The following is a 14,141-nucleotide window of genomic DNA, read 5'->3' as shown; positions in this document are numbered from 1 at the left end:
GCGCGGGCTACGGCATACAGATAGGCGCGGCTGGCGTTGAGCTCGGTGTACATATCAGCCACTTTGCCCTGCATCAGCTGAAACTCGCCAATGCTTTGGCCAAACTGTTTGCGGTCGTGGATGTAGGGAACCACAACGTCGAGGCAGGCCTGCATGATGCCGACGGGGCCGCCGGAGAGAACCGTGCGCTCGTAGTCCAGTCCGCTCATCAACACATTGACACCGCGACCTTCGCCGCCAAGGATATTTTCGGCGGGCACTTCACAGTCTTCAAATACCAGCTCGCAGGTGTTGGAGCCGCGCATACCCAGCTTGTCGAGTTTCTGGGCGCGGGAGAAACCGGGGAAATCGCGCTCAACAATAAAGGCGGTCATGCCGCGTGGACCGGCGTCGATGTCGGTTTTCGCGTAGATCACATAGACGTGGGCATCGGGGCCATTGGTAATCCACATTTTGTTACCGTTGAGAATGTAGCGATCGCCTTTTTTCTCGGCGCGCAGCTTCATGCTCACAACATCTGAGCCTGCGTTTGGCTCGGACATGGCCAGCGCACCCACATGCTCGCCGCTGCAAAGCTTTGGCAGATACTTGCGGCGTTGTTCGTCGTTGCCGTTTTTGAAAATCTGGTTCACGCAAAGGTTGGAGTGGGCGCCGTAGGACAGGCCAACCGAAGCGGAGGCGCGGCTGATTTCTTCCATTGCCACACAGTGGGCCAGGTAGCCCATATTGCTACCGCCGTATTCCTCGCTCACGGTGATGCCGAGCAAGCCCAGATCACCAAGCTTTTTCCACATATCCATCGGGAATTCGTTATCGCGGTCGATGGCTTCGGCGCGAGGTGCCAATTCAGCCTGGGCCATATTCCAGGTCATGTCGCGCAGCATGTCGATCTCTTCACCGAGGCCGAAATTTAGCGTGGGGTATGGTGTGTTCATGGGTTGCCCTTCCAAATAGTCATTAGGATGTGGTGACGATTTTCATTGTTGTCAGTGCATCGGCGCAGCGCGCCTCGGCTTCATCCAGCTCGCGCATCATGGTGCGCAAATCTTCTAGCTGAGTTTTCAGGTGTTCGCGTTTTTCGCGAATCTTGTCGATCAGGGTTTGCAGCTGTTGGCTGTTGTCCTGATCCGGGTGGTACATCTCGATGATGTCTTTGCTCTCTTCCAGCGACAGGCCAAGGCGCTTGCCGCGCAGAATCAGAATCAGTTTGACGCGGTCAGCCGCGCTGTAGATGCGGGTCTGGCCGTTGCGTTTGGGTTGAAGCAGTCCTTTTTCTTCGTAAAACCGGATCGCACGGGTCGTAATGCCGAATTCCTCGGCCAACTGGGAGATGCTGAAAGAACGGCTTTTCGAGGTCACTGCGCGGTCCCAATATGACGATGAGTGAGATTCTAGTGCCAAGTTTACGTTAACGTCAACGTTAGGTTGGTCGGTCGTCTTAAGATGAACCACCCTTCATGGAATAAGCGCTGCCATAGCTTTAGTCTCCACACGTAGACTAGGAGACCCCTATGCCCCTGAGCCATCACTACGCCACCATTAACGGTATTCACAGCCACTGGGTCGAAGCCGGCGACGGCCTGCCTGTCGTGCTGTGTCACGGCTTTCCCCATCTCTGGTTCAGTTGGCACCGGCAGATCACGGCCTTGAGCCAGGCGGGCTATCGGGTGATAGCCCCGGATATGCGCGGGATGGGGCAAACCGAAGCGCCACCAGACAAAGAAGCCTATTCAGTCTCGGCCATCACGGGCGACTTGCTGGGTCTGCTGGATCATCTTGGCATAGAAAAAGCCGTATTCTGTGGGTTGGATTTTGGTGCTTTTGCCATTTATGACCTGGCGCATCTTTATCCGGAGCGGGTTCGCGCGGTGATCGGCCTGGAAAACCCGGCAGCGCCGCACAATCCGCAGGTGCCGCCGTTAACCGAATACGCGCAGATGGCGCAAGAACACTTCCTTCATATCGAGTATTTTCGCGAGCCGGGACGGGCTGACCGCGACCTGGCGGCGGAGCCTAGGGTGTTTTTGCATAAAGTGTTCTGGGCGCTCAGCGGGGAGGGCGATTACTTCGCCACCTGGAAGTACCCGCCCTCGGCGACCTATATCGAAGCGATGGATGAGGCACCGCCGCTGCCCTGGCCCTGGCTGAGTGAGCTGGAGTTTGAGTTCTTTCACAGCGAATATGCGCGCAGTGGCTTTACCGGCGGACTTAACTGGTATCGGGCGATGGACATCAAGTGGCAGGAGCGTAAGGCGCTAGAAGGTAAGCAATCCAGGGTGCCGGCCTACTTTCTGGGCAGCGAATTTGATGTGGATTTGGAAGGCTTTCACGGCGACGATCCGATCAGCCTGATGCGGGCGCAGTTCCCGGACCTTCGGCGGGTGGAAATGATCCCCGGTGCGGGGCATCTTGTTCAGCTGGAAAAGTCGGGTGAGGTGAACCGGATTTTGCTGGATTATCTGGCCGATATAGAACGGCGTTAACGGGTCAGGCTCTGAATCTGCTCCCGCAGCCAGCGATTGCCCGGGTCGTTGTCCACATTGCGGTGCCAGTAAAGGTAGGCATCGAAGGCCATGGTTTTAAAGGGCAGGGGCAATACCTTCAGGCCGAACTGGGGCGCCAGCTCCCGAGCGTAATTTTCGGCCAGCGTCAGCAGGTAGTCGGTTTCACTGACAATGCGCAGAGCCGCAAAGGCGTTCTGACAGCGCAGGCGAATGTTGCGCTGTATGCCCAGGCGACTGAGTTCTACGTCTTCAAAGCCCTGTCCTGAGCGCCGCGAGCTAAGTTGGATATGGTCTTGCTCCAGATAATCCTCAAGGCTTAAGCCCTGGCTCACCACCCGGTGATGGGGGCGGGCCAGCACCACCATGCTGTCCCGTGCGATGCGTTGATAGGCGATATCATCGGATACCGGGCGCAACACATCGATAGCGACATCCAGCACGCCGGTGGCCAATTCTGATTCCAGGTCCGGGCGGTTCAGACGAACCGACGACACGGTCAACTCCGGCGCAGAACCAGCAATACGTTTGGCCAGCGCAGGCAGCACACTGACTTCCAGCAGATCCCGCATCCCCACCGAGAAGGCCCGGTCGCTGCTGACCGGATCGAAGCGCTCAATATCATTAAACATGATCTGCAGCTCGCGCAGGGAACGGCGAACGGTGCCAATCAGACTGCGGGCCTTGGGTGTGGGCATCATCAGCCGCCCATCGCGTTCAAACAGGGGGTCGTCAAACAAAGTGCGTAGCCGGCCCAAGGCATGGCTGACGGCCGGTTGAGTCAGATGCAGTTTTTCAGCCGCGCGGGTAATGCCGCCTTCGCTGTATATGGCGTCAAAGACAACCAGCAAATTCAGGTCTACCCTGTTTATGTGCATTAGGCGAGGCATCTATGCATGATATTGATGGTAAGTCATAACTTTAATTGATTGGAATAATAGTAAGCCCCTGTCTAAGCTGCTGGCAAGTCCAAAACACCATTAGAGGGAGTGCTATACATGGAACGGTCCACGTCTTTTGAGCTCAACGGCAAGGTCGCTCTGGTTACCGGAGCCAGTCGGGGTATCGGTGAGGCCATCGCCCGTCTGCTGGCCGAGAAGGGTGCGACGGTTATCGTATCCAGCCGCAAGATTGATGGCTGCGAAGCCGTCGCTTCGTCTATCCGCGAGAGTGGTGGTAAGGCTGAGGCCTTTGCCTGTCATATCGGCGAACTGGAGCAGGTCGAGGGCATTTTCAAACACATTCGCGATCAGCACGGCCGTCTCGACATTCTGGTCAATAACGCAGCCACCAACCCTCACTTTGGTCATATCACGGAAACACCGGTCTCCATGTTCCAGAAAACGGTGGATGTGAATATTCGTGGCTACTTTGTGATGTGTCAGGAGGGCGCCAAGCTGATGATGGCCCAGGGCGGCGGCAGCATTGTCAACGTCGCGTCCGTTAACGGCGTGATCCCCGGCGACATGCAGGGCATTTACTCGGTAACCAAGGCAGCGGTTATCTCCATGACCAAAGCCTTCGCTAAAGAGTGTGCTCAGATGGGCATTCGTGTAAATGCATTGCTACCCGGAATGACTGACACCAAGTTTGCCTCGGCGCTGGTCGAGAACGACGAAATCCGTGAGCACGCCATGCAACACGTGCCCATGAAACGCGTGGCCGACCCCAGCGAAATGGCCGGTGCGGTGTTGTATCTGGTTTCACCGGCGGCGAGCTATACCACGGGTGTTGCTCTGAATGTCGATGGCGGCTATCTGACAGCCTGAATGAGGTGCACTATGGATTCTCTTGAAAATCGCGTAGCTATCGTTACCGGTGCCGGTAGCGGTCTGGGCCGGGAGCTGGCCAAGCTGTGCGCCGCAGAAGGCATGAAGCTGGTGCTGGCCGATGTCGACGAAAAAGGCCTCGAAGAAACCCGCGCAATGCTGGGCGCAACGGAGTCGGTTGTGCGTCGCACCGATGTGACCAAGCGTGAAGAACTGGACGCACTGGCAAGCTTGACCTACGACACGTTCGGCAAAGCCCATCTTCTCTTTAACAACGCCGGTGTTGCCGCCTCAGGGCCGGTTTGGAGCAGCACGGCAGACGAGTGGGAATGGGTCATGGGCGTGAATGTGATGGGTGTTGTTCATGGCATTCAGGCATTTGTACCGCGAATGCTGGAGCAAGGCGAGCCGGCCCACGTGGTCAGTACCGCCTCGCTGGCAGGTCTGACCTCGGTACCAGGATCGGGTGTGTACTGCGTTTCCAAGCACAGTGTGGTGACCTTGTCCGAGTGTCTTTACCACGACTTGCAAATGGCAAAGGCTGATATTGGCGTATCGGTTCTGTGTCCGGCCTTTTTCAAAACCGGTATTGCTGAATCGGAACGCAACCGACCGCAGGAGTTGAGTGAAAGTAACCCCGACGGTGCGGCCTTTGCGCAGTTTGTAAAGGCCGCGATTGAGGCCGGCAAATTGAGCGCAGAAGACGTCGCTCGCACGACGCTGGATGCAGTCAAGGCGGATCGCTTTTATATTCTGCCGCACAAGGGCGCGCGCAAGAGTGTAGAACTGCGTATGAACGACATTCTGAACGATCGCAAACCCACCAGTCCGATGGCGTAAGCCCTCACCCCGGCCCTCTCCCCAAGGGAGAGGGGGCGTAAGAATAGAGTTGGGTGGTAACAATCGAATAAGGAGCAATTATGAAAGCGTTATTGTGTAAAGAGCACGGTTTGCCAGAGAAGCTGGTCGTCGAAGAAGTGGCAGACCTGGAAGCTGCGAAAGGCCAGGTGGTGCTGGAAGTAAAAGCTGCGGCTGTTAACTTTCCCGATACCCTGATTATTCAAAACCTGTATCAGTTCAAACCCGAGCTGCCTTTCTCTGCCGGCGGCGAATGCGCTGGTGTTGTAAAGAGCGTGGGCGAAGGTGTCAAGCACGTTAAACCCGGTGACAGCGTGATCGCCTTTACCGGTTGGGGCGCCTTTGCTGAGCAGGTCTGCGCCGACGCTTCTGCAGTTATCCCGATGCCTGAAGGCATGGATTTTGTCACGGCGTCTGCTTTTGTCATGACTTATGCGACAAGCTATCACGCGCTGGTTGATCGCGGTCAGCTGAAGGAAGGCGAAACCCTGCTGGTGCTTGGCGCGTCCGGTGGTGTGGGTCTAGCGGCGATTGAAATTGGCAAAGCGCTGGGCGCACGAGTCATTGCCGCAGCTTCTACTACGGAAAAGCTGGCGGTATGCAAAGACCACGGTGCCGACGAGTTGCTGAACTACGAAACCGAAGACATGAAGGCCCGCTTAAAAGAGCTGACTGGCGGCAAGGGCGTGGACGTGGTTTACGACCCGGTCGGCGGCCCCTTTAGTGAGATTGCCCTGCGTTCAACCGGTTGGCGTGGACGTTTTCTGGTGATTGGTTTTGCCAATGGCGAAATCCCTAAAATCCCGCTGAACCTGACCCTTTTGAAAGGCAGTTCAATCTGTGGTGTGTTCTGGGGGGACTACGTCAAGCGTGAACCCAATAACAACATCAACGACCTGTTTGCGCTGTTCGAATGGCTGCAGGCGGGCAAGCTGAAGCCACACATTGCGGGTACCTATTCACTGGAAGATGGCCCGAAAGCGATTCGCGCACTGATGGACCGCAAGGTGTCGGGCAAAGTCGTGATCGTGCCCGGTAAGGAGTGAGTCATGGCCGATAAACTAGCGGGAACCTTTACCGGCACGATGGCGGTGCAGGAAAAACATCAGTTCGATGTGGCCAGTCTGCAGGCCTACATGCAGGAGCATGTGGAAGGCTTCAGCGGAGAGCTGGAGGTAAGCCAGTTCAAGGGCGGCCAGTCTAACCCGACCTACAAACTATCCGCGGGCGGCAAGCACTACGTGCTGCGGCGCAAGCCACCGGGCGAATTGCTCGCCTCGGCCCATGCCGTAGATCGCGAGTACCGGGTGATTACCGCGCTGGCGGACACAGATGTACCCGTCGCTAAAACCTATTGCCTGTGCGAAGACGACTCGGTAATCGGTACGGCTTTTTACATTATGGATTGCGTAGAAGGCCGCGTGCTGTGGGATCCGGAATTACCGGATCTCAGCCCAGGCGAGCGCACAGCTATTTTCGAAGACATGAACCGCGTAATCGCTGCGCTCCATAATGTCGATTACAAAGCTATCGGGCTGGAAGACTACGGCAAGGCCGGCAATTACTTTGCCCGCCAGATAAGTCGCTGGAGCAAACAATACAAAGCCTCCGAAACTGAAACCATCGAAGCTATGGATCGTCTGATCGAATGGTTGCCGGAAAACATTCCACCCGGTGATGACACCGCTATCGTCCACGGCGATTTTCGTCTGGATAACGTCATGCTCCACCCCACCGAGCCGCGCATTATCGCGGTGTTGGACTGGGAGTTGTCGACATTGGGACATCCGTTGGCGGATTTTGCCTATCACTGCATGACTTGGCACATACCTAAAGGCGCCTTTCGCGGTCTCGCCGGTGTCGATCTGAAGAGCATCGGCATTCCCACCGAGGAGGAGCATATTCAGGCCTACTGTTCACGCACGGGTAAGACTATTGATCCCAGTCACTGGGATTTTTACATGGCCTACAACATGTTCCGTCTGGCCGGCATTCTGCAGGGCATTATGGGGCGGGTGAAGGCTGGCACCGCTGCCAGCAAGCAGGCCGAACAGATGGGCTCTGCCGCAAAACCGCTTGCTGAAATGGCCTGGCAGCAGGTCGAAAAAATCAAAGCGCGCGGTTAATACCGTCAGCGCAAGGAGACAAAAAATGAATTTTGATTACTCAGAAAAAACCCAGGAACTGATCGCGCGAGTCAGCGCCTTTATGGATGAACACATCTACCCGAACGAACAGCGTTTTATCGATGAGGTCAATCAGGGCGATCGCTGGGCGCCCACTGCCGTCGTTGAAGAGCTGAAAGTTAAGGCTAAAGAGGCTGGCTTGTGGAATCTGTTTTTGCCCGAATCCGAACATGGTGCAGGTTTGACTAATCTGGAATACGCACCACTGTGTGAATTGATGGGCCGCGTACTCTGGGCGCCGGAAGTGTTCAACTGCAACGCGCCCGATACCGGCAATATGGAAGTGCTGGCCCGTTATGGTACCGAAGCACAGAAGAAAGAATGGCTGGAGCCTTTGCTGGAAGGCGAAATACGCTCCTGCTTTGCCATGACCGAACCCGATGTGGCCTCCAGTGATGCGACCAATATTTCCAGCTCTATTGTGCGCGACGGCGACGAGTATGTGATCAACGGTCGCAAGTGGTGGTCTTCCGGCGGTAACGATCCGCGCTGCAAGATTTTCATCTTTATGGGTAAAACCGACCCGGACAATGAAAACCGCCATATGCAGCAGTCGATGATTCTGGTGCCGCGCGATACACCCGGAGTGACGGTTTTACGGCACCTGCCCGTATTTGGCTACGACGATGCGCCCCACGGCCATGCTGAAATCCTGTTTGAAAATGTCCGCGTGCCGGCCAGCAATATGCTGCTGGGCGAAGGGCGCGGCTTTGAAATTGCGCAGGGCCGGCTTGGGCCAGGTCGCATTCACCACTGCATGCGCCTGATTGGTCTGGCTGAGCGTGCGCTGGAAAAAATGTGTAATCGTCTGAAAAATCGCGTGGCGTTTGGCAAGCCGGTAGCCCTGCAGACGGTGTGGTCCGAGCGCATCGCCGAGGCCCGTATCATGATCGATCAGACCCGCTTTCTGGTGCTGAACGCGGCTTACAAAATGGATACCGTCGGCAACAAAGTGGCCGCCAAAGAAATCGGCATGATCAAGATTGCAGCACCACAGATGGCCTGTCAGGTCATCGACTGGGCAATTCAGGCCCACGGCGGTGGCGGTGTAAGTGACGATTTCGGTTTGGCTTACGCTTACGCCATGGCGAGAACCCTGCGCCTGGCCGACGGCCCGGACGAGGTTCACCGCAATCAGGTGGCAAAAATGGAGCTGCGAGGCTAAGGCAGCAAAAAGGTGCTGGCGCGTTATAGCGCGCCAGCCACTTTCAGCGACACGCAAAAACCATTGAACTGCGCCATACCGGACAAGGGTTCAATCGCGGATGGCCCGTCGGCGGCCAGAATATTCGCGTTCACGCCAAGGGTTTTGCTGGCGACGCTTAAACCACTGGCCTGTTGGTGACCCCAGCCGTGGGGCAGGGCAACTGTGCCGGGCATCATGTCGTCACTGATTGCTGCCGGCAGGGTTACCGCGCCAGAGTCAGTGCTTACCTCAATCATATCGCCATCTTTACAGCCAAGCATTTCGGCGTCTTCAGAATGCAGGTAGAGATAGTTGGTCTGACGCTTGCCTTTTACAAAGGCGATGTCGTTGTGGGTCCAGCTATTGTGGCTGAAGCGCTCACGCTTGGTAATCAGGCGGAACGTATTATTCTCCTGCAGCGCTTTGGCAAAGCTGCCTTCCAGTCGCTGGGCTGCCAGTTCGATAAAGACGTCTGGTGCCAGATGCACTTTGCCGTCGTCAGTCAGTACACGCTTTCCAAGATAGGAGCTACCTTCAATGCGCGGCAGTGCCTTGCCATGGGGGTGGCGGCGCAGGGTGCGGAGGCCCCCCTGCTTGCCCATACGGCTTATCAGGCCCAGCAAACGTTCAGACATAGGCGTGAGCCGCTTGCCGACCAGTGGAAGTTGTCCGAGTGCTTCTCCGGTATTGACGACAGTCTGCAGCAGCTTTGAGCCGAACAGCGGGGCGTCGCAGGCCTTGGCCAGCTGGCGGATGATCCAAAGCTCATCGCGGCACTCGCCCGGTGGGTCAAGCAAGCTGTCGGTGTAGTGGTACCAGGGGTTTGGCGACAGCCCCGACAGGCTGACGAAGGAAAAGGGAATATCGGGCCGCTCGGTAAAATGGGTGCCCGGCAGAATATAGTCCGCATATTCGGCAGTTTCGTTGCGCACAATATCGATACTCACCAGCAGCTCGAGCTTGTCGAGCGCGCGACCCAGTTTGTCGCTGTTGGTAGCGGTCAGCAAGGGGTTGCCTGAAAGCACAAACATGGCGCGAACCTGATCTTCACCGGGTTCGAGTATTTCGTCGGCCATCAAGGCAGCGGGCAGGGCACCGAGAAAACTGCGAGTGTTGCCGATACGGGAGTGAAACACTTCCTTGTCCGCGTCTTTTGTGGCCCTGCCGTAATCAAAAATGCCCAGCCCCATCAGCGAGCCGCCGGTTCTATCGAGATTGCCGGTAACGGCATTGATTGCTTCAAGCAGCCAGAAGGCGAGGGTGCCATTACTGCCTTGATTGATGCCGGTCGAGGCGTAAAGGGCGGCGCCGTTTGCGTTCAAATAACTGTCGACCAATCGGCGCAGCTGGTCGGCTGAGATGCCGGTTACCTCTGCCTGACGTTCGGGTGTCCAATCGGCACAGAGGGGCTTGAGGGCTTCGAAACCGGACATAAACTGGCTAATGCGTTCTTCGTCGACCGCATTCCGGCCCAGAATTTCATTGAGAAAACCCAGCAACATAAACACATCGGTATCGGGCCGGATAAACACCTGCTCGCCCACGGCCTTGGCGGTTTCCGTGCGACGTGGATTGACGTTAAAGACCTTGCCGCCACGGGCTTCAACCTCCTGCAACCGTCGCACCGGGTCGGGCAGGTTGATAAAACTCATTTTCGAGATGGCGGGGTTGGCGCCAATCATGATCAGGCACTCGAGCCTGTCGATATCGGGAAAGGTCAGGGACATCGGTGAGCCGTAGAGGTGCTGACTGACCAGAAACTTGTTGTTGCAGTCCAGACTGCCGGTATTGTAAGCCTTGTGAGTATTCAGGCCCTGGGTGAAGGCCGTCCAGAAAATCGGCATCAGCGGGCTGAAGCTGATCGGATTACCAAAATAGGCGCCGACGGATTCGTCACCGTGATCTTTGCGCAGCTGGCGAATTTTGGCGCCGATTTCATCGAAAGCCTGCTGCCAGCTGATCGCTTCAAAACCCCTGTCGGTTTTTTTCAGTGGCGTGGTGATGCGGTCAGGGGTGGTGCGCATTTTTTCAATGCTCAAGCCCTTTATGCAGGCAAAGCCTTTGGAGGCTACGTGATCTTTGTCCGGCTCGACGTGGGTGATCCGATTGTTGTCGACGGTTACCAGCAGGCCGCACTGATTTTCGCAAATGCGGCAAAACGTTGTTTTGGTCTCGGTCATTGTGCGGCCCTTCTTGGTTATTGTTATTGGATGTACTGCTTCGCAAATTGCTCCATATCGCGCAGCTTTTCGTCGAGCGTCATGGTGCTGGCCATACCGTTTTCGTCGCAGAAAGCTTCGCGGTAGAGCATAGTCACACCGAGTTCGCGGCAGCGCTCCAGGTTGGCCGCACTGTTGTCGTATAGGCCAAGGGCGATTTCAAAACCCTCCCAGTGGAGCCCTGCCTGTTCGCGGAAGTGGCGCAGGGCCGGGATCAATTTTTCGATATCGTCCATGTCATGTTGCGCCCCGACCCAGCCGTCATTGCGCGCGGCTCGCTGCAGCGCCGCTTCGCTGAAACCGCCGATACAAATCGGTAGCGGGTGCTTTAAGGCGGGTGACATCTGCAGGGCAGGGAACTGGTAGTAGTCGCCCTGATAAGTAACGGATTCCCCCGTCCACAGCTGCTTCATCACAGCCAGCATCTCATCGGTGCGTTTGCCACGGTCGTGAAAATTCTGACCAACCAGTTCAAACTCCGATTTCTGCCAGCCGATGCCAGCGCCGAGAATCAGGCGGCCATCGCAGAGGTTGGCTGCAGTAGAGATAAGCTTGGCGGCGTGGAAGGGATCCCGCAGTGGCAGTACATAGAGGGTATTGAGGAATTTCAGTGTGGTGGTGACCTGCGACAGGGCGCCGATCTGTACCCAGGGCTCGGGCCAGTGGGTTTCCGGGTACCAGCGAATCTGGCTGTTTTTACTGTAGTCGTAGTGTTCGTATTGTTTGGCAAAGGTAATCAGGTGTTCGCCGAGGGTGATGCCTTCAAAGCCCAGATCCTCGGCATGCCTGGCCAGGGTGGGGAGTTCTTCCATGTCGAGCATGGCGAGGCATTGCCAGAATTTCATAGGCTTTCCTTGTGCAGTGTTATTCCGTGAGTTGGCAGTCCAGAATCACCTTGCCGGCAACTTCCCCTTTGTCCAGCTGACGATGAACTTCCGCGGCGTCAGTTAGCGGACGAATGCCGGCAATGGCAGGTTTGAGGCGGCCTTCCTTCAACCATTGCATCAGTGTGGCGACATCTTCCTTGAATTCTTCCGGCTTTTTGCCGCGGCGGGTGTGAATGTTGTAGAAGCCGCTTTGCTTGCCGTTGGGCAACAGTTGCCACAGTACCAGCAGCTTGAAAAAGCCCCACAGCAGGGAGGGGATTTTTTCTTCACCCGTAGTTACTTGCAGTGCGCCAAAGCCTACCAGTTTGCCGCCTTTGGCGACGCAGCGGTAGGAGCGCGCCCAGTATTTGCCACCGATAGTATCGAACACCGCCGTGACGCCCTTGCCGCCGGTTTCTCGGGCGATGCGCTCGACAAAGTCTTCCTTGTGGTAATCGATGGGGGTGGCACCGAAATGCTGTAGCAGGTGGTGTTTGCCCTTGGAGGCGGTGCCGTAGACCTTCAGCCCCATTTCCCGGCCCAGCTCCAGCAGCGCCGTGCCCACCGCGCCGCCGGCTGCGTGTACCAGTATGCTGTCACCGGGTTTGAGGCTGCATTCGCGGGTGAGCATCTGGTAGGCGGTGGTATAAGACAGCATCATGCAGACGGCTGCGGCCGGGTCGAGCCCTTCCGGGCAGGGGATGGCCCGCTCTTCTGAAATGCAGAGATACTGGGTGTAGCCGCCGATCACAGACAGGTCCGCCACCGGGTCGCCGACTTTGAAACGGCTTACGCCCTCGCCTAGGGCATCGACCACCCCGAACCAGTCGTAGCCCAGGGTAAAGGGCGGCTTGTCCTTGACGTCGACGTACTGGCCCTGGCGGATGATGGTGTCGGTAAAGCCGGTTCCAGCGGTCAGCACCTTGACGCGTATCTCACCGGGTGCCGGTTCGGGCCTGGCCTCTTCCGTCACTATTTTCATGTTTTCCGGGCCGCCAAAGGCACTGATATCGACGTGTTTCCACTGCATAATCTACACTTCCAAAGGTATCGGGTCTGCGCGCAATCTAGGTAAGCCGGTGTCTCGGGTCAAAGGCTTTATGATTACGAGACAGTAATACGAGCACAGACATAAAAACATTTTAACCGAAATGTTATTGCCGGTATGCTACTGTAAATTACCAGTTTATTAACAAAGGGGCGGCTGCCCTCACGAAACGCATTCCCGCCTTAATAAACCCATTAAAAACCGTAACTTGGAAGGGAAGTACTTATGAGTCAATGTCCGTTCACCCACCTGCTGGATCTGGATGCCTACGTCAAAGGCATGCCTTATGCCGATCTGGGCAAGCTGCGCCAGCAGGGTTCTTTCGTTCACTTCGACGACCCTGACAACGGTGTGCCTTACTGGGCGGCGGTTAAGCGGGATGCGCTGGATTTTGTTTCTCAAAACCCCGACCTGTTTTCCTCCGCCGAAGCAGGCCCCTTCCCGATGGAAATGCCGCCGGAGCAGAAGGAAATTCAGGAGATCATGAACGAAAACTTCATTATCTCCATGGACCCGCCCAAGCACATGAAGTACCGCAAAGTGGTGCGCGATGCCTTTACACCGCGTGCCGTGGCTGCGATGGAGCCTTGGCTGCGAGAACAGGCTAAGGCCATTGTTGACCGTGTGGCGGCCAAAGGTGAGTGTGAATTTGTTGAAGACGTGGCCGCCGAGTTGCCGCTGATTGCGATACTGGAAGTATTGGGCGTGCCTCAGGAAGATCGCAAGCAGTTCTTTGAGTGGACCAACGTGATGGCCTTTGCGGACGACCCGGATGTGGCCACTGGCCCGGATGAGAGCAATGCGGTATCCATGGAAGTGATCATGTACGCCATGGAGCTGGCCAAAAAGCAGCGCGAGAACCCAACCAGCCAGGTCGTGCAGGCGCTGCTGGAAGGCGAGGTTGACGGCGTTAAGGTGACCGAAGAAATGTTCGCCTGGATGTTCATTCTGATTATGGTTGGCGGCAACGAAAGTACCCGTACTGCCACCGCCCACGGCATGCGTCTGCTGATGGAAAACCCGGATCAGCTTCAGTATCTGGTCGATCACCCGGAAGATATCCCGATGGCCGTTGAAGAGATGCTGCGCTACAACACGGCATTTATCGCCATGCGCCGCACCGCGACTCAGGATATCGAGTGGAATGGCTACAACATCAAGAAAGGCGACAAGGTGGTATTGCACTACCACGCGGTTAACCACGATGAAGACGTCTTCGGCGACGACGCCATGAAGTTCGATATTCACCGCCACAAGCGCGTTAAGGCCATCAACCGGGAGCATCGCGCCTTTGGTATCGGTGAGCACTTCTGCCTGGGCATGAACCTGGCGCGGCTGGAACTGCGCATTATGTTTGAAGAAATGATTCCTCGCTTGCGCAACCCGAAATTTGCCGGCGACGTGACCTATATGCGTTCGTTTTTTATCAATACGATCAAGGCGATGCCTATCACCTTCGATCCTGAAAAACAGGCCGCTGCCTGATTCCCGCCTATTCAACCTCGTCG

13 protein-coding genes are annotated in these 14,141 nt (G+C 56.3%); 7 read left to right on the top strand and 6 right to left on the bottom strand.

The window, feature by feature from the left end:
• Window positions 1–935: acyl-CoA dehydrogenase family protein (locus ABY734_RS15665; protein WP_372780283.1), on the bottom strand; the 935-nt coding region annotated here is incomplete at its 3' end.
• Window positions 936–957: 22 nt separating this feature from the next.
• Window positions 958–1,359, bottom strand: coding sequence for a MerR family DNA-binding transcriptional regulator (locus ABY734_RS15660; protein ID WP_372780281.1), 402 nt, complete (start codon window positions 1,357–1,359; stop codon window positions 958–960).
• A 152-nt stretch (window positions 1,360–1,511) separates the two neighbouring features.
• Between ABY734_RS15660 and ABY734_RS15655 the strand changes: the two genes are divergently transcribed.
• On the top strand, window positions 1,512–2,483 hold the full coding sequence (locus ABY734_RS15655) for an alpha/beta fold hydrolase (protein WP_372780279.1): 972 nt from the start codon (window positions 1,512–1,514) through the stop codon (window positions 2,481–2,483).
• On the opposite strand, the gene ABY734_RS15650 is transcribed toward ABY734_RS15655, so the two are convergent.
• Window positions 2,480–3,379, bottom strand: coding sequence for a LysR family transcriptional regulator (locus tag ABY734_RS15650; RefSeq protein WP_372780277.1), 900 nt, complete (start codon window positions 3,377–3,379; stop codon window positions 2,480–2,482). The two genes, ABY734_RS15655 and ABY734_RS15650, sit on opposite strands and share 4 nt — an antisense overlap.
• 120 nt (window positions 3,380–3,499) lie before the next feature.
• Here ABY734_RS15650 and ABY734_RS15645 point away from each other — a divergent pair, with 120 nt between their 5' ends.
• The 5 genes from ABY734_RS15645 (at window position 3,500) to ABY734_RS15625 (ending at window position 8,479) form a co-directional block, all read left to right on the top strand.
• Window positions 3,500–4,270: an SDR family oxidoreductase gene (locus ABY734_RS15645; RefSeq protein ID WP_372780275.1), complete on the top strand. Its 771-nt coding sequence runs from the start codon at window positions 3,500–3,502 to the stop codon at window positions 4,268–4,270.
• 12 nt (window positions 4,271–4,282) lie between these two features.
• Entirely contained in the window at window positions 4,283–5,110 is an 828-nt protein-coding gene (locus tag ABY734_RS15640; protein ID WP_372780273.1) for an SDR family NAD(P)-dependent oxidoreductase, read from the top strand.
• Window positions 5,111–5,190: 80 nt separating this feature from the next.
• Window positions 5,191–6,174, top strand: coding sequence for an NADPH:quinone oxidoreductase family protein (locus tag ABY734_RS15635; RefSeq protein ID WP_372780271.1), 984 nt, complete (start codon window positions 5,191–5,193; stop codon window positions 6,172–6,174).
• 3 nt (window positions 6,175–6,177) lie between these two features.
• Window positions 6,178–7,254, top strand: coding sequence for a phosphotransferase (locus ABY734_RS15630; protein ID WP_372780269.1), 1,077 nt, complete (start codon window positions 6,178–6,180; stop codon window positions 7,252–7,254).
• Window positions 7,255–7,279: 25 nt separating this feature from the next.
• Window positions 7,280–8,479: an acyl-CoA dehydrogenase gene (locus ABY734_RS15625; RefSeq protein WP_372780267.1), complete on the top strand. Its 1,200-nt coding sequence runs from the start codon at window positions 7,280–7,282 to the stop codon at window positions 8,477–8,479.
• Between the two features lie 23 nt (window positions 8,480–8,502).
• Here the strand turns inward: ABY734_RS15625 and ABY734_RS15620 are convergent, their stop codons facing one another.
• Genes ABY734_RS15620 through ABY734_RS15610 form a run of 3 tightly spaced genes read right to left on the bottom strand, consistent with a single transcriptional unit; the run spans window position 8,503 to window position 12,615 of the window.
• Window positions 8,503–10,680, bottom strand: a complete 2,178-nt coding sequence (locus ABY734_RS15620; RefSeq protein WP_372780265.1) for a molybdopterin-dependent oxidoreductase — start codon at window positions 10,678–10,680, stop codon at window positions 8,503–8,505.
• A gap of 23 nt (window positions 10,681–10,703) precedes the next feature.
• Window positions 10,704–11,564 carry a TIGR03619 family F420-dependent LLM class oxidoreductase gene (locus ABY734_RS15615; RefSeq protein ID WP_372780263.1) on the bottom strand — a complete coding sequence of 287 codons (861 nt, stop codon included), beginning with the start codon at window positions 11,562–11,564 and terminating at the stop codon, window positions 10,704–10,706.
• A 19-nt stretch (window positions 11,565–11,583) separates the two neighbouring features.
• On the bottom strand, window positions 11,584–12,615 hold the full coding sequence (locus ABY734_RS15610) for a medium chain dehydrogenase/reductase family protein (protein WP_372780261.1): 1,032 nt from the start codon (window positions 12,613–12,615) through the stop codon (window positions 11,584–11,586).
• Window positions 12,616–12,858: 243 nt separating this feature from the next.
• Here ABY734_RS15610 and ABY734_RS15605 point away from each other — a divergent pair, with 243 nt between their 5' ends.
• Window positions 12,859–14,118: a cytochrome P450 gene (locus ABY734_RS15605; protein ID WP_372780259.1), complete on the top strand. Its 1,260-nt coding sequence runs from the start codon at window positions 12,859–12,861 to the stop codon at window positions 14,116–14,118.
• Window positions 14,119–14,141 lie beyond the last annotated feature (23 nt).

This window comes from Litorivivens sp. (genome assembly GCF_041624475.1).
Taxonomy (GTDB): Bacteria; Pseudomonadota; Gammaproteobacteria; order Pseudomonadales; family Spongiibacteraceae; genus Litorivivens.
This window is presented reverse-complemented; position numbering and strand designations above follow the sequence as displayed.